The organism is Sphingomonas sp. DBB INV C78, assembly GCF_042693015.1.
Taxonomy (GTDB): Bacteria; Pseudomonadota; Alphaproteobacteria; order Sphingomonadales; family Sphingomonadaceae; genus Sphingomonas_E.
Genome location: NZ_CP170544.1, coordinates 486,311 through 501,646, shown reverse-complemented (window position 1 = coordinate 501,646; position 15,336 = coordinate 486,311). Strand labels below are relative to the sequence as shown.

Genomic DNA, 15,336 nt, shown 5'->3' with positions numbered 1-15,336 from the left:
CCGCGCTTCGGGTTCCGTCAGGCCTCGACCGGATCGCCCCCGCTCCATGAGAATTCCGGCGTCCGCCGCGCCAGGATCGTTTCGGTCCGCGCCTTGAGCATCGGATCGAGCGCCTCGGGCTGCGGCACGATCCAGAACTGCCCCTCGGCCAGCGCATCATACACCTTGTCGGCGAACTCGCCAGGCTCCAGCCCATAAGTGTCGAGCATGTGCCGCAATTCAGCGACGAAATGCTCTGCGGCGGGGTTGGCGATATCGCCGAACGGATTGTCGAAGATGCCGGTCTTGACCGGGCCGGGCGCCAACAGGCTCACCCCCACCGGCGCGCCGATCATCGCCAGTTCTGCATGCAGCGATTCCGTCAGCGCCACCGCGGCGAACTTGGTGACGCTATAAGGCGCCATCAGCGGGCTCGCACCGAAACCGCCCACCGATGCCGTGTTGACGATATGGCCGCGCCCCTGCGCGATCATGCGGGGCACAAATGCGCGAATGCCATGCAGGATGCCCTTCAGGTTGACATTGATCGACGCGTCCCAGCGGGCGGGCTCGATCTCCCAGCTATAGCCCGTCGCCATGATGCCGGCATTGTTGAACAACAGGTCGACGCCGCCGAAGGCTGCCCAGGCGGCATCCGCCAGCGCCACCAGCGCGGCGGGATCGGTCACGTCGGTCGGCACCGCGATCGCACCGTCGAGCGACGCGGCGAGCGCGCCCAAAGCCGCGGCGTCGCGATCGGCCAGCACCAGCTTCATCCCCTGCGCATGTCCACGTTCGGCCAGTCCCCGGCCGATCCCGCTCGCAGCCCCAGTGATGACTGCAATTTTGCCCTCGAAAAACGCCATTCTTATCCTTCCCGTCGAAATTTTCCGCAGCTTAGTCGTGCCCCGCGCGACGCACGCCGTCCAAATGGACATGCCTGATCCGCCGGATGTGGCGAACATCACAGCGCATGGTGCGCGGACGATGCATCCAGGGTTCAGATAGAGTCGTATCTAGTTCGCAGGTGTTCAGGAGCGTGTCATGAGTTGGATGCCGATCACGGACAGCTTTGAGAGCGTCGCTGGCGTTGCCAGTGCACCGCTTCTCGCCCTGTCGGCGCTTGAATGGCGGGTCGTCGGCCTCGCCATCCGCGAAGCGGGCCGCGGTGGCGGCATCGTCATCTCGACGCGCTGGCGTCGGCTCGTCAGCATCCTGACCGGTAACGAGGCAACCCGCCCGCTCGCCGATCCGCGGCTGGAAACGCTGCGCAGCTTCGTCTGCGCCGCCCGCAACGGCCATCGTCTGGCCGAACGGCTGGCAAGCAAGCTGTTCGAATTCGGTTTCAGCCGCGATCAGATTGACGCGGTGCGGATGCTCGCAGCCCGCTGACCATCACTCGTCCAGCAGCAACACCATGTGATTTCTACCGTCGCGCCGCTCGTAGGAGAGGATCTGCGACCAGGCGAGGACCAGCGCGATGCCCGCTCCCCCTCCCCGCTCGGGCGGCGGATCGCCGGGCGGCTCGGCATCGCGCGGGTCGAAATGCGTGCCGCCATCGACGATCTCCAGCCTGATGCCATCGTCCGCCCGGCTGAAACGGATATCGATCGGGTCGCCCTCCGGCGCCTGCCCGTGTTCGACGATATTCAGCACCAGCTCCTCGACGATGATCGCCAGGTGCGCTCGATCGTCGGCGTCGCATTGGCCGATCTTGAAGAATTCCCGCACCGCCGCCAGCGCTTCGGATACGGCGCGAGGGCCTGCTGGTACCGAAATCGCCAGATTGTCGTCTTGTCGCATCGGGCTTATTCTATCCGTCATATAGCGGGGGAAAAGAAAATGATTCGCCGTGCCTTCGCCACTATCATCCTGATGCTTGCCCTCTCATCCCCGGCATTTGCGGAAATCGGGCGGGTGAAGCGCGTGACCGGCCAGGCTTGGGTGGAACGCGGCGGCAAGAAGGTGGCGCCCGCGCCCGGCCTCGCGCTGGAGAAGGGCGATACCCTCGTCACCGGCAAGGATGGCCGCCTCTCCGTCACCTTCATCGACAATACCCGCTTTTCGGCCGGCCCCGGATCGCGCGTCGCGCTGTCCGAATTCAAGTTTGATGAAACCACCCACAAGGGCCAGTTCGTCACCAAGGTCGATCGCGGCTCGCTCGCCGTGGTGTCCGGCCAGATCGCCAAGGAAGATCCCAAGGCGATGCAGGTCCGCACGCCAACATCGCTGCTCGGCGTCCGCGGCACCCGTTTCGTGGTGATGGTTCCTTGATCCGCGCCTCCGTCGCGCTCGGCGCACTCGCGCTCCTCACCGCCTGCGCCACCCAATCGGTCCTGCTGCTGGACGGCGAAAATGGTGCCAAGACGGGCGCCGTCGCCGTAATCGACGAAAAGAGCGGCGAGGATCGCGCACTGATCGATCAGGCCAACACCCGCGCCAACGTCGGCGGCAGCACGGTGCGCCAGCGTGCCGTCGACCCGACCAAGCTCTCCGAACAGGATCGCGCACTGATCGACGGCCTGCCGCCGCCGCCGCGCAGCTTCACGCTCTATTTCGCTGAGGATTCGACCGATCTCGTCAGCGGCTCCGATGCGACGCTGAACGAGCTCTTCGCCGAAGTGGCACGCCGGCCCGGGGCCGACGTGCTGATCATCGGCCACACCGATCGGCTGGGATCGCAGGAGGACAATGACCGCCTGTCACTCGACCGCGCCCGCCACATCCGCGAGACGCTGATAACGCGCGGCCTCGACCCCACCTCAACCCGCGCCAGCGGCCGCGGCGAACGCGATCCCCTGATTCCCACCGCGGACGAAACCCGCGAACCGATGAACCGTCGTGTCGAGGTGCTGGTGCGATAGGGTCTGATTAGTTCGGCGCGCAGGCGCATAAATACTACCGCCGTCACCCCGGACTTGTTCCGGGGCCCACTCTTCGGCACGCACGGACGGTGATGGTCTAGAGCCGCGGGTGACACCGCTTGCGGAATGGTGGACCCCGGAACAAGTCCGGGGTGACCAGGGGGGACTTCATCACTCCCGCACCCCAGCCCCACGATAGCGAAGCGCCAGGACCGTCACATCGTCGCTCGGCTCGCCGCCCGCCTCGAAACGCCGCACCGCCCGCAGCAACGCCGTGCCCGCCTCGCCCGCCGGGCGGTCAACGCGCCAGCGTGACAGCGCTTCGCCCAGCCGGTCATGGCCGAAAAAATCGCCTTCCGGGCTCTGGGCCTCGGTCACGCCGTCTGTGACGATCACCAGCCCCTCGCCCGGAACGAGCTGCACCGCCTCGACCGCATAGGGAAAGCCCTCGGCCGCACAGAGCGGTGGGCCTCCTTCCATCACCACTTCCTCCACCTGCCCATCCGCATCGACGCGCAGCGGATTTTCGTGGCCGGCATTGCACAGCAACACCTCGCCCGTGTCGGCGTCGATGATGCCGACCAGCATCGTCACGAACATATCCTGCCCATTGTCGCGGGAGATTTCGTCGTTGAGCGCGGTCATTGCCGCGCCAAGATCGGCCGGCCCGCGCCGCAACATGCTGCGCGCGAGCGCCTTGGAAAGCGCCATGAACAAGGCCGCCGGCACGCCCTTGCCGGTGACGTCGCCGACCAGGAAGCAGACGCGCCGCTCGTCGATCCGCATCGCATCGAAGAAGTCGCCGCCCACCGACCGCGCTGGCTCCAGCAGCGCATCGAGGTCGATGGCGGGGTTGAGGCGCGTCATCCGCTCCGCCGGCGGCAACATGCCGAGCTGGATATCGCGCGCCGCCTCCAGTTCGCCGGCCGCCTTGGCAGCGCCCAGCCGCTCGGCATCGAGCGCCAGTTCCAGCCGATGCCGTGCCCAGCCGGCTTCGACGAACAAAGCCACCAGCAACCCCGCCCCCGCCGCGCCGGCGATGATGATCGGCCGTAACGGGTCCAGCAGCAGCCCGGAAGAGTGGAAGGCTAACCAACTCGCCAATATCAGCGCCGCCACGGTCGCGATCGGGACGATGGCACTCCAGGGCAGGCGCAGCTTGGGGAGCAGCCATTGCGCCAGCAGTGCGAGCACGACACCGGCCACGCTCTCCCATAGTATCGCCAGCCGCGGGCGGACGAGCGCCTCGCCGCCGACGATCGCATTCACCGCGCGGGCCTGGACATAGACGCCATAGGTCTCGTCCTCGATCGGCGTCGTCACCACGTCCGCCGTGCCGGCCGCCGCCAACCCGATCAGCACGATCTTGCCGCGGAACCGGCCGGGGGCGAGGCCGCGTTGCAGCAGCAGATGCGCCGGCGTCACCGATTTTTCTGGCATCGGCCCATAATGCAGGCGCATCCGCCCGTCCGCCTCGACCGGAATGGTCCGGTCGTCGAGGCGGATGGCGCGTAGCCGCGATCCTTCAAGGATCGGCTCGACGCGCTCGATCTCCTTGCCCACCCGAGCCAGTTCCAGCGCAAAGCCCGGCGTGGGCACCCCGCCGACATTGGCCGCCATCAGCACGCGGCGGACTACGCCGTCCGCGTCGGGTGCGCCGTTGATCAGGCCATGACCCGCCGCCACTTCGTCCAGATCGGGGATATTGGCGATCGCGCGCGGGAAGCTGGCAACGTCCGCGGGCAGCGGACGGGTAAACTCCGCCTCCACCGGCAACTGACTCGCGTCCACATTCCCGGCCACCTCATAATCGGTGCTGCCGGGAACTAGGCCGACGCGGGCGAGCACGACCGGGTGGCTGCCCACCACCTCAGCGAACACCGCGTCCATCGACGGCAGCGCCGCCACATCGGCCTGCGCGGCCGCGCTCAATTCGGGATAGAGCGCCACCAAATGATCGGGATTATAGCGATCGGGCTCGGGGAAATTCATGTCGAAGCCGATGGCGGCCGCCCCGCCCTGGGCGATGCGCTCGGTCAACCGAGCCAGCGTGTAGCGCGGCCAGGGCCATGGTCCCACCGTCCGCAGGCTCTCGGGATCGATCAGCACGACATGCGCGATCTGGCGGGAAGGCTTGGCCGGCGCCCAGTTCTGGTAGCGATCGAACAGCCGCTCGCTGATGCCGGGCCCGGCGAAATGCAGCAGGATTACCGCGAGCAGCGCCGCCGCAAGCCCGATCGCGCGCGCCCGCACCAGCGGCGAGCGCGGCCGCGCGCCATCCGCGTCAGAGCGCGACTTCAAGCCCGTCATAGGCGCACAGCACGTCCAGCTTCGGCCGGTCGCCCCGGTTCAGCTCCTCGAACCGGATAGATTCGCGGTGCATCCGCTCGATATCCTCGTCGTTATAGGTCGGCTCATGGTGGAACAGCGCCAGCCGCTTCACCCCGGCCGCCTGGCAGAGATCAATCGCGACAATGTTGCTCGAATGGCCCCAATCGGCCTTCATCGTCACGCTGTCCGCCAGCGAATACATGGTGTCGCAGATGCAGAGGTCGGCGCGCGCGAAGAACGCCTCGAACATCTTCTCGTTATCCATGTCGTCGACGCGGTGTTCGGCATCGGTGCTGAAACAGACCGCCTTTTCGCCGTCGTCGAAGCGATAGGCATAGGATGTGTGCGAATGATATTGCGGCACCGTCTGCACCTTCAGACCACCGATGTCATAGGTTTCGCCAGGCACCAGCGTCTTGAATTCGATCTCGGCGCGCAGGCCGTCAAACGGCACCGGGAAGCTGATTTCCTCCTGCTGGCGGCGCAGCGCCTCTTCGGCATCGGGATGGCCGGCATGGATGATGATGCGGGCATTGGGATCGAAGGCCGGCCCGAAGAAGGGGAAGCCCATGATATGATCCCAATGGAGGTGCGACAGGAAGAAATTATACTCGCGCCGCTTGCCGGCGGCGCAGCGGGCGAAGGCGTTGACGCCCAGTTCGCGAAGGCCCGATCCCATATCGCAGATCACGAAACTGTCGTCGCCGCCCTCGATCTCGACGCAGGTGGTGGCGCCGCCATAGGTGCGCGCGGCGGCAAAGCTCGTATCGTTGGAAAGATAAGCGAGCGCTTCCGCCTCGTCCGCGAAGCGCCGCCCGCCGGCCGCCACCAGCGCCTGCGCCACCTTGCGTTCGATCGTCGCAGCGCGTGCCGCCACGGGAAGCGAGCCGCGCGTGCCCCAGAAACGAACCAGCATCATCTCTCCCCCATCCCGGATTTCAGCCGACGGCGTCGATTGCTGCCGTCACCGGGAAAATCTTGTCGTAGCGGCTGATCGCCAGGATCTCCCGCATCCTGTCATTGGGGCGGGCGAGTGTCATGCTTATGCTCCGGGCGTCGGCCTCGCGCTTGGCGATGGTGAGCGCGCGCAAACCGCGCGACGACATATAATCCAGTTCCGAAAGGTCGAGCACGAAGCGGTTACCCGCATCTCCTGCAACCGCAATGGTTTCCGTCATCTGCGCGAGAAAAACTTCCCACGTTTCCTCGTCCACGCGGCCACGCGGGCAGCCAATGGTGATGTTCCCCGCCGTGCTGCTCGCCCACTCCATATGCCGCAACGCTCCCCACTGCCTGCCGCCCCCCGGCAGACCTTCATCATTACTATGATTCATGGGTTTGACGACAGTGAAAGCAGCATCAACCAACTGTTCTGCATCAATTCGATACGAAAAATTGCCTTGCCATCGCCATCCGCGCGATACCGCTGTCGATCGTCTCGTCGCGCTTGGCGAAGCACAGCCGCACGACGTTGCGCACGGCGTCCTCGGCATAGAAAGCGGAAACCGGAATGGTCGCCACACCCGCCTCGCGCACCGCCATTTCGGCGAACGTCACATCGTCGGCGGAGATGCCCGACGCCGCGAGATCGACCGACAGGAAATAGGTGCCGACCGATGGCAGGACCGCATAACCCGCTTGCCCCAGCCCCGCCGCCAGCCGGTCGCGCGATCGCGCATAACCTTCGCGCATCTCCGCGAAATAATCGTCGGACATGGCGAGGCCATAAGCCGCGGCGGCCTGCAGGTTCGGCGGAGTCGTAAAGGTCAGGAACTGGTGGGCCTTGGCGATCACCCGGGTCAAATGCGGCGCCGCGCACATCCAGCCGACCTTCCATCCGGTCAGCGAGAATATCTTGCCCGCCGATCCGATCTTGACGGTGCGTTCGCGCATCCCCGGCATCGCCATGATCGGCAGATGGCGGCGCCCGTCGAACACCAGATGCTCCCACACCTCGTCGCTGATCACGATCGCATCATGGGCGACGATCCGTTCGGCCAGCAAAGCCAACGAGTCGGCATCGAACAGGCTGGCCGAAGGATTAATCGGGTTGTTCAGGATCACCAGCCGCGTGTTCGGCGTAAAGGCCGCGTCCAGCATTTCGGCGTCGATCCGCCAGTCGGGCGGGGCAAGCCTGGCGAAGCGCGGCACGCCCCCGGCGCGCAGCACCAGCGGCAGATAGGCGTCATACATGGGCTGGATCAGCAGCACCTCGTCGCCCGGTTTCACCAGCGCGAAGATCGCCGCCGCCAGCGCCTCGGTGGCGCCCGACGTCACCGTCACCTCGGTCGCCCAGTCCAGATCCATGTCCTGATGCCGGCGATAATGGTCTGCGACCGCGCGGCGCAGTTCGGGCAGCCCCGGCATCGGCGGATACTGGTTGGAACCTTCGCGGAGCGCCGTCACGGCATGCTCAATCACCGCATCCGGCCCGCGCCCGTCCGGAAAGCCCTGGCCGAGATTGACGGCGCCCAGCTCGCGCGCGAGCGCGGACATCGCCTCGAAGATCGTTGTCGGCATTTCGGCGTAGATCGGGTTCATGGCGTCCCTGAATATGCCACCCCCTCGCCGATCGAAAGGGCAGGCAGCGCCAAAAGAATCCCTTTGCCCGGAAATAGCAAATTGCCATGGCAATTTATTCTCTACTGATTTAGTAGTGTTTATAGCGAAAGGAGAATGCCATGATCGAAACAGCCGATGCCGATCGTTCGGCAAACCCCATCAACGACGATTGGAACGATCGCGATCACCGCGATCCGCCCCCGTTGACCGCAGACGAATTCTGGGCGCGCATAGAAGCCCCTTTGCGCTGACGATCACGGATCTGCCCGTCCGGAATCCCCCTCTTTCCGCGGGCAGCGGGACCGATCCTCCTCTCCGATCGCATCCCTAGACTGGACCCGATCGCTCCAGGGCGATCGGGTCTTCTTTTATCCCCGCGCCAGCACGTCCACCACATCGGCTACATGGATCGCACTCGGTTTCGCCGCGCGTGCCCGAAAATCCGGCGCGGCCGCCCTGGCCCGCGCTGCAAGCGCATCGTCGGCATGGACCTGGTTGAGCAGCGCCGCGACGGCGTCCCGTTTCAGCACTCCATGGTCCATGCTGGCACCCAACCCGGCCTCAACCAAAGCCGCTGCGGTCAGCCGCTTTTCCATATCGAACGGAACGATGACATGCGGCAGCCCCGCGCACAGCGCCGTGCAGGTCAGGCCCAGCCCGCCATGGCTCACCACTAGCCGCGATCGCTCGACGATCTTCGTGAAAGGCACCGGCTTGCGCTCGAAAGTGATGCCCGCGCGCTCCAGTTCGCCGATCTCCGCCTCGCTCATCCGCGGATCATGCATCCTGATCCTGAGCCCCGAATCTACGGCGCCGAGAAACAGCTCCTTCTGAAATCCGGCAATGCCGTTGAAATAGAAGAACAGTTCCTCGCCCCGCCCGTCGGCCATGGGCGGGATCCCCTGGATATGCGGCGCGGAATAATCGCCCGCGTCGCGCCACCCGCGATAGGGGTCGAGTTCCCGGAACACCTCGGTCAGCGTGCGATCGGCCCGCAACATCGCCGGCAACGCCGGCAGGGCTGACCGGTCCACCGCGTCCAGCTCGCGATTGACATGATCGAGCAGGCGGCGCTCGTCATGCGCGGCGGGTTTGCCAGTCAGGCTCGGAAATGTCGTGGATTCAGCGGGCGGCGTGCCGAAGCCGGTCCCGATGGCCAGCGCCGGAAACCGCCCCGCCGCCGCAAGCAGCAGGGACGGCGCGAACTCCGCCACCACCAGGTCAGGCCGCGCAGCGCGCAAGATGCCGTCCCAGGCGCGCAACAGGCCCGAAACCACGCCGGTCTCCGCCAGCCCGAGCGCCACCAATATGTCGCCGAAAGTGGCCGGGCTTGCCGTCGATCGCCGCCCCCGCGCGGTCAGCAGCGCCGGCCATAACGGCGCTTGCCATACCTCGCATCCAGCCGGCACCGCGCTGGTCTGTTGCACGGCCACCACCACCTCATGGCCCCGGCGTTTCAGTTCGGCGGCGACGTCTTTCAGTTTGACGATATGGCCCTGCCCGGCGCCCAGCTCCCAACCGATCAGGACGCGCGCCACGGCTCCTATATGCCGTCCGGGAAAGTTTCGCGGCCTATCACCGTCAGCCGCGCCACCAGATCGTCGGTGCAGGCGTCCAGCCTTTGCTGATCGGTCGATCGGATCACGAAGTTCGCGCCCACCGTGCCGTCACGGAAAAAGGGATAGCTGCCGATTTGGCACCCTTCATGCGCGGCTTCGGTCTCGCGCAATATGTCCGCCACCTCGCTTTCGGCGACCCAGCAGCCGACCGTGCGGGAGATCAAAGGCCGCCCGCCTTCAAGCTGGCCCGACAATGCCTCCAGCATCAATGCGGCGATATGCGGCACGCCGGCCATGATGATGACGTTGCCAACGCGAATACCAGGCGCGCCTGACATGCGGTTCTCGATCAACTCGGCCCCCTCGGGCACTCGCGCCATGCGCAGCCGCGCCTCGGTCAGCCCGCCGCGGCTGGCATAATAGCCTTCCAGCACCGCGCGCGCCTTGGGGTGGACGATCACGTCGCGCCCCAGCGCCGCGGCAATCGCATCGACAGTGATGTCGTCATGCGTCGGCCCGATGCCTCCGGTTGTGAACAGATAATCGTTGCGCGCCCGCAGCTCGTTCACGGCGGCCACGATCGCGTCCTGCACATCGGCGACCACGCGCACCTCGGCCAGGCGAATCCCTTGCAGGTTCAACCACAAGGCGACCTGGGCGATATTCTTGTCCTGCGTGCGGCCCGAAAGGATCTCGTCACCGATGACGATCAGGGCGGCGGTCCAGATGCGATCCTCACTCATCGCGTGCGGGCATAGAACAAGTGGCGGCCGCGGGGGAAATGCTTTCACCACACGCCTCGCAAAAACGCGTCCGGCTTGCTATATCGCGGCCATGGACAGCTATGTGAACGTCAAGGACGGCGATACCGTCACCCGCAACGGTGCAATCAAGCTCTATGGGCCCGAGGGGTTTGAGGGCATGCGCAAGGCCGGCCGGCTCGCCGCCGAAATCCTCGACGCGCTCGTCCCCCACGTCCGCCCCGGCGTCTCGACTGCGGAGATCGACGACATCGTCCGCAAGATGACGCTCGACGGCGGCGGCGTCCCCGCGACGCTCGGCTATCGCGGCTACACGCATAGCTGCTGCATCAGCATCAACCATGTCGTCTGCCACGGCATTCCCGGCGCCAAGACTTTCAAGGACGGCGACATCGTCAATATCGACGTCACCCCGCTGCTCGACGGCTGGCATGGCGACACCAGCCGCATGTTCCTGGTCGGCGACGTGCCGATCAAGGCGCGCCGGCTTGTCGAAGTTACCTATGAATGCCTGATGCTCGGCATCGAACAGGCCAAGCCCGGCAACCGCCTCGGCGACATCGGCCACGCCATCCAGACGCACGCGGAAAAGCACCGCTACGGCGTCGTCCGCGATTTCTGCGGCCATGGCCTCGGCCGCGTCTTCCACGATGCGCCGGAGGTCGTCCACGCCGGCCGCCCCGGCACTGGCCCGGAACTCCGCCCCGGCATGTTCTTCACGATCGAGCCGATGATCAATATCGGCCGCCCCGACGTGAAGGTGCTCGATGATGGCTGGACGGCGGTGACGCGCGACCGTTCGCTCTCCGCGCAGTTCGAACATTCGATCGGCATCACCGAGGACGGCTGCGAAATTTTCACGCAGAGCCCCACCGGCCGCAACGCCCCGCCTTACGCCTGATCAGTAACGGACGGGATTGCCCACGCACCCCGCCCGCCTACTCAGCCTGCGCCGAAGGCGGGATGGTAATCCACCCGCCCCGTCGCCGCGGGGCCGGCCAGCACTAGCCGCATGAAATATTCGGCCGGTGCGCCCTCATAACGCAGCGCCGCATCCTGCTCGAAACCGAAGCGCCGATAATAATCCGGCTCGCCCAGCAGCACGCAGCCCGCGGCCCCGCGCTCCCTAAGCTCGTCGAGACCCGCACGGATCAGCGCGCTGCCGATGCCGCCGCCCTGCCGGTCGGGCCGCACCGATACCGGCCCGAGCCCGAACCAACCCTTGTCCGCGCCGTCGATCGTCACGGCCGAGAAAGCAACATGGCCGACAATCTCGCCGCCCTCCACCGCCACCAGTGAAAGCGTCAGCGCACCGGCCTCGCGCAACGCGGCTATGATCGCCGGCTCGGTCTGGTCGCTATGCTCGACGGCCGCGAAGGCCCCGGCCGTCACCCGGGCGATCGCATCGCGATCCCGGGCCTGTTCCTGACGGATAATCATCGGCTGGCCCTTCATCGGTTGTCGAGCTGCGATCGCACCGATCGCCTACCCAGTTGCGAGATACGGTAAGGGCTCGATGCCTTGGATTCGATCAGCCGTTTGCGCCTCAACTTCTGGAACACGCCAAGCGTGCAATCAGAAAGAACATGGCCGTCACGGGTGAAGCAAAGGACATCGGCGATCCGCCCCTTCTCGTCATGGCGATGACGAATGAGGCCGCCTTGAGCGAGCACGTGAAGCACGCGCTGCTCGCTTCGTGAAATGTTCATTATAAGCTCGTGGATAGAACCGCATATAAGACAACCCTCGGTGCGCGATCGATCGCGCCCGGCTATCGGTTGTCGGCAGTCTCGATCGGTCGAGACGTCAGGCGGTTTGCACAAGCTCCAACATAGAAGCGGGCCGATACAATGCGGCTTCTCCGGCTGTCAAACCGCGGAAGGGTGGGCGGCGGCTCTTGGGCAGCGTGGACAAATGCGGATCATGGCCGTCTATCGGAGTTTTTCCCCTAATTGCTGCCTGTCGGGACACGCGACATTGCGGACAATATAGCCTTCGTGCAGGCTGGCAGCGGGCTAATGATTGGGGGATTTCGAATGCGGAGCATGTGGGCGTTCTTGGTTGCCCCATTTCCTGCAGCGCTGTTTCAATCCATCGTGGTCGCGTTGTGGCCGAAGGAAGGGATGGGCGTATTTAAACACCCGTCCTCAATGTTCGTCGCGGTCTGCATTTATTACTATTTCTCGGGCCTGCTTCTCGGATTGCCAGCGTGGCTGGTTATGCGGAAGCGCAATGTCGTTGGCTTACGTGGCCTTGCGATCGCCGGACTAATTGTTGGACTCTTGCCCGTCGCGGTCGCCCTTGGCTGGACAGTCGTAAAGGAAGGCGCGTCGGCCTACGTCGTTACCTACAACCTATTGTTCTTCGGGCTGGGCGGAATGGCTGCGGGTTGGGTGTATTGGCTGGTTGCGCTGCGCAATCGTGGAGCGATTGCTCCTACACAGGCTAAGGTTTAGCGTCCGCTTCCCCCGACTTTTCAGACCTTCCGCATATGAAACCTGCTACCTGAAACCCGGCCGTCGTTCATCGTCGGGATTCGCCCCCCGTAGCCTAGATTAGGTAGCCCAGCTCGTAGCAGCCCCAGCGCTTGCCCGCGAAGTGCAGCGGCACGAACACGCTTCTCAGCGGTCGATAGCGGCCTTCGCCCAGATCCTGGCGGTAGGTGTAGAGGAACCAGTCGCCATCGCGGTCCAGTGCGTCGCGAGTCTGGCGGTCCATGAAGATCTGGCGGTTGCGCGCATGTTCGGCATTCCACCGCCGGTCGCCGGTTCGCTGGGCGTGGCAGCGCGCGCTGATGTGTGTGGGCAGATGGCCGTTGCGGTCGATCAGGCAGCAACCGACGATCGCCGGATCGCGCGCGGTGGCCGCGTCCAGCATCGGCCGGATCACGCGATCGGCAAACGGCACGAAGCCCGTCATGAATTGCGGCGGATCGCTCTCGGCAATCGCGCGATAGGCGGTGACGAACAGATCGGCCTCGGCCAGCCCGCCCGTCTCGATCGCGCGCGCAATCACCGCCCGCAGCCGTTCCGCTTCCTCACAGGCCAGATCGATGAAGCGGCTGTCGGGCGTGGCGATGCCACTATGGGCGACCTGGTCGAGCATCCGGTTGGACGCCGATTCCAGCTCGTCCAGCCGCTGGCGCGTGCGCGCGAGTTCGGCGGCGTTCTCGGTTCCGCGGGTCAGGAAGGCGCCCAGCCCCTCATCCAGCGTCGCGACATGCTGGGTCACGTCGTGCCCGGCCCGCTCGATCGCCGCCGATTGCTGGTCGAACTGGGTGACGAGCGCCGCGATCGTCTCCAGCGCACCCGTGATCTCGCCGGTGCGGCTGCGCGCCGCCCGCCCGCGTTCGGCGCCCGATCGCATGTCGCCGATCACGCGCCGCGCGCTGCCGTCGAGCCGTTCGATGCTGTTGCGCACGCTCGCCGTCGCACCCCGCGCATTGCCCGCGAGCCTCTTCACCTCGCTCGCCACCGCCGCAAAGCCGCTCGCCGAATGGCCGGCGCGTGCCGCCTCGATCGAGGCGTTGATCGCCAGCATCGCCGTCTGTCGCACGATCGCGTCGAGCTGACCGGAAACCATCGCGACCTGCTCGATCGCCGACGTGAAGCCCTCAAGCTCGTCGCCCATGCGGACGACATCGTCGATCAGGCAGCCGATTTCGTCGAGCGCTCCCACCACCGCGCCATGGCTGTCGGTGATCAGGCCCGTCGCGCGCTGGGCAACGTCGCGTATCTCGGTCGCCGCCTCATTGGCCTCGTCCTGCAGCAATTGCAGATGCGCGACGCTGTGCCGCAGCGTCTCCAGCCGGCCATGATCGTCCTCGATCCGCTGATTGACCTGCGTGACGAAGCCGGCGACGTCGCTGCATTGCAATGCGAAATCGCCGCACTGCTCGCCAAGGCGCGCCAAATGTTCGTCGGTTCCCAACGTCAACGGTAACTTACCCCCTGCCCCGACAATGCCTGATCGTTGATGCAATGCAACAATCTATCGCGGGCAAATGGTAAAGTCTGTGTGAAGCCTTGTCCCTGACGCCCAAGCGCGGCAAGGCTAGGTCCATGTTCTTTTCCTTCCTTGAAGAGCTCCGCGCCGCGGGCATCCCGGCTTCGATCAAAGAGCATCTGGTGCTGCTGGAGGCACTGGAACGCGACGTCATCGAGCGCCGGCCGGAGGAATTCTATTATCTCGCCCGCGCCGTCTTCGTGAAAGATGAAGGCCTGCTCGATCGTTTCGACCAAGTGTTCGCCAAGGTTTTCAAGGGTATCGAATCCACCTTCGGCACCGATGCGACCGAACTGCCCGAAGATTGGCTGCGCAAGGTGGCCGAACTCTATCTCACGCCCGAGCAGATGGAGGAGATCAAATCGCTCGGCTCCTGGGAAGAGATCATGGAGACGCTGAAGAAGCGGCTCGAGGAACAGCAGGGTCGCCACCAGGGCGGCAGCAAGTGGATCGGCACCGGCGGCACCTCGCCCTTCGGCAATAGCGGCTACAACCCCGAAGGTGTCCGCATCGGCGGCGAAAGCGTCCACAAGCGCGCGATCAAGGTCTGGGACAAGCGCGAGTTCAGGAATCTCGATTCCACCAAGGAACTCGGCACCCGCAACATCAAGGTCGCGCTCCGTCGCCTCCGCCGCTTCGCCCGCGAAGGTGCGGCCGACGAACTCGATCTCGACGCCACCATCGACGGCACCGCCCGCCGCGGCTGGCTCGACATCCAGATGCGGCCCGAACGGCATAATGCCGTCAAGCTGCTGCTGTTCCTCGATGTCGGCGGATCGATGGACCCGCATATCAAGCTCTGCGAGGAGCTGTTCTCGGCCGCCACAGCCGAGTTCAAGAATCTCGAATTCTTCTATTTCCACAACTGCCTCTACGAAGGCGTGTGGAAGGATAATCGCCGCCGCTTTGCCGAGCGGACGCCGACTTGGGACATCCTCCACAAGTACGGCCACGACTATAAGCTGATCTTCGTCGGCGACGCGGCGATGAGCCCCTATGAGATCACCCATCCCGGCGGCTCGGTCGAACATTATAATGAGGAAGCCGGGCATGTGTGGATGCACCGCATCACCAACACCTACCCCGCCGCCGTGTGGCTCAACCCCACGCAGGAGGAGCATTGGAGCTATTCCCAGTCGACCCGCATCCTCCGTGAGCTGATGAACGACCGGATGTATCCGCTCACCCTCGACGGCCTCGACGATGCGATGCGGACACTCAGCCGGAAGAGCTGATCCAGTCAGCCCCGCGCAAGCCTGCGCCAGCTATAGCCGC

18 protein-coding genes are annotated in these 15,336 nt (G+C 65.2%); 7 read left to right on the top strand and 11 right to left on the bottom strand.

Going from position 1 to position 15,336, the window contains the following annotated elements; translation table 11 throughout:
• Positions 1-17 precede the first annotated feature (17 nt).
• Positions 18-845, bottom strand: a complete 828-nt coding sequence (locus ACFB49_RS02595) for an SDR family NAD(P)-dependent oxidoreductase (RefSeq protein WP_380875570.1) — start codon at positions 843-845, stop codon at positions 18-20.
• Between the two features lie 178 nt (positions 846-1,023).
• Between ACFB49_RS02595 and ACFB49_RS02590 the strand changes: the two genes are divergently transcribed.
• Positions 1,024-1,371: a hypothetical protein gene (locus ACFB49_RS02590; protein ID WP_380875567.1), complete on the top strand. Its 348-nt coding sequence runs from the start codon at positions 1,024-1,026 to the stop codon at positions 1,369-1,371.
• Positions 1,372-1,374: 3 nt separating this feature from the next.
• Here ACFB49_RS02590 and ACFB49_RS02585 read toward each other — a convergent pair whose 3' ends face one another.
• Complete coding sequence (locus ACFB49_RS02585) at positions 1,375-1,782, bottom strand: ATP-binding protein (protein ID WP_380875565.1); 408 nt, start codon at positions 1,780-1,782, stop codon at positions 1,375-1,377.
• 39 nt (positions 1,783-1,821) lie between these two features.
• Here ACFB49_RS02585 and ACFB49_RS02580 point away from each other — a divergent pair, with 39 nt between their 5' ends.
• Entirely contained in the window at positions 1,822-2,253 is a 432-nt protein-coding gene (locus ACFB49_RS02580; RefSeq protein ID WP_380875562.1) for a FecR domain-containing protein, read from the top strand.
• Positions 2,250-2,843, top strand: a complete 594-nt coding sequence (locus ACFB49_RS02575; protein WP_380875559.1) for an OmpA family protein — start codon at positions 2,250-2,252, stop codon at positions 2,841-2,843. Before ACFB49_RS02580 ends, ACFB49_RS02575 begins: the two co-directional genes overlap by 4 nt.
• Positions 2,844-3,014: 171 nt before the next feature.
• Here the strand turns inward: ACFB49_RS02575 and ACFB49_RS02570 are convergent, their stop codons facing one another.
• The 4 genes from ACFB49_RS02570 to ACFB49_RS02555 are packed head-to-tail and all read right to left on the bottom strand — an operon-like array spanning position 3,015 to position 7,715.
• Positions 3,015-5,153 carry a CHASE2 domain-containing protein gene (locus ACFB49_RS02570; RefSeq protein ID WP_380875556.1) on the bottom strand — a complete coding sequence of 713 codons (2,139 nt, stop codon included), beginning with the start codon at positions 5,151-5,153 and terminating at the stop codon, positions 3,015-3,017.
• Positions 5,128-6,090 carry an MBL fold metallo-hydrolase gene (locus ACFB49_RS02565; RefSeq protein ID WP_380875554.1) on the bottom strand — a complete coding sequence of 321 codons (963 nt, stop codon included), beginning with the start codon at positions 6,088-6,090 and terminating at the stop codon, positions 5,128-5,130. Before ACFB49_RS02565 ends, ACFB49_RS02570 begins: the two co-directional genes overlap by 26 nt.
• A 22-nt stretch (positions 6,091-6,112) precedes the next feature.
• A complete protein-coding gene (locus tag ACFB49_RS02560; protein ID WP_380875551.1) occupies positions 6,113-6,541 on the bottom strand; it encodes an STAS domain-containing protein in 429 nt (142 codons plus the stop codon).
• A gap of 10 nt (positions 6,542-6,551) precedes the next feature.
• Positions 6,552-7,715 (bottom strand): aminotransferase, encoded by a 1,164-nt coding sequence (locus ACFB49_RS02555; RefSeq protein WP_380875549.1) that lies wholly within the window; start codon positions 7,713-7,715, stop codon positions 6,552-6,554.
• Positions 7,716-7,855: 140 nt separating this feature from the next.
• On the opposite strand from ACFB49_RS02555, the gene ACFB49_RS02550 reads away from it, so the two are divergent.
• A complete protein-coding gene (locus ACFB49_RS02550) occupies positions 7,856-7,987 on the top strand; it encodes a hypothetical protein (RefSeq protein ID WP_380875547.1) in 132 nt (43 codons plus the stop codon).
• A gap of 117 nt (positions 7,988-8,104) precedes the next feature.
• Here the strand turns inward: ACFB49_RS02550 and ACFB49_RS02545 are convergent, their stop codons facing one another.
• Both ACFB49_RS02545 and ACFB49_RS02540 read right to left on the bottom strand, forming a co-directional pair.
• On the bottom strand, positions 8,105-9,274 hold the full coding sequence (locus ACFB49_RS02545) for a glycosyltransferase (RefSeq protein ID WP_380875545.1): 1,170 nt from the start codon (positions 9,272-9,274) through the stop codon (positions 8,105-8,107).
• A 5-nt stretch (positions 9,275-9,279) separates the two neighbouring features.
• On the bottom strand, positions 9,280-10,038 hold the full coding sequence (locus ACFB49_RS02540) for a competence/damage-inducible protein A (RefSeq protein ID WP_380875542.1): 759 nt from the start codon (positions 10,036-10,038) through the stop codon (positions 9,280-9,282).
• 91 nt (positions 10,039-10,129) lie between these two features.
• Between ACFB49_RS02540 and map the strand changes: the two genes are divergently transcribed.
• Complete coding sequence (map, locus tag ACFB49_RS02535; protein WP_380875540.1) at positions 10,130-10,957, top strand: type I methionyl aminopeptidase; 828 nt, start codon at positions 10,130-10,132, stop codon at positions 10,955-10,957.
• Positions 10,958-10,998: 41 nt separating this feature from the next.
• Here the strand turns inward: map and ACFB49_RS02530 are convergent, their stop codons facing one another.
• The gene (locus ACFB49_RS02530) at positions 10,999-11,496 is read right to left on the bottom strand and encodes a GNAT family N-acetyltransferase (RefSeq protein ID WP_380875537.1); all 498 of its coding nucleotides are present in this window, start codon (positions 11,494-11,496) and stop codon (positions 10,999-11,001) included.
• A gap of 11 nt (positions 11,497-11,507) precedes the next feature.
• Positions 11,508-11,765 (bottom strand): YjhX family toxin, encoded by a 258-nt coding sequence (locus tag ACFB49_RS02525; protein WP_380875534.1) that lies wholly within the window; start codon positions 11,763-11,765, stop codon positions 11,508-11,510.
• A gap of 336 nt (positions 11,766-12,101) precedes the next feature.
• Here ACFB49_RS02525 and ACFB49_RS02520 point away from each other — a divergent pair, with 336 nt between their 5' ends.
• The gene (locus ACFB49_RS02520) at positions 12,102-12,512 is read left to right on the top strand and encodes a hypothetical protein (protein ID WP_380875531.1); all 411 of its coding nucleotides are present in this window, start codon (positions 12,102-12,104) and stop codon (positions 12,510-12,512) included.
• Positions 12,513-12,606: 94 nt separating this feature from the next.
• Here ACFB49_RS02520 and ACFB49_RS02515 read toward each other — a convergent pair whose 3' ends face one another.
• Positions 12,607-13,992, bottom strand: a complete 1,386-nt coding sequence (locus ACFB49_RS02515) for a methyl-accepting chemotaxis protein (RefSeq protein WP_380875528.1) — start codon at positions 13,990-13,992, stop codon at positions 12,607-12,609.
• A gap of 125 nt (positions 13,993-14,117) precedes the next feature.
• On the opposite strand from ACFB49_RS02515, the gene ACFB49_RS02510 reads away from it, so the two are divergent.
• On the top strand, positions 14,118-15,296 hold the full coding sequence (locus ACFB49_RS02510) for a VWA domain-containing protein (RefSeq protein WP_380875525.1): 1,179 nt from the start codon (positions 14,118-14,120) through the stop codon (positions 15,294-15,296).
• Positions 15,297-15,336: the final 40 nt, after the last annotated feature.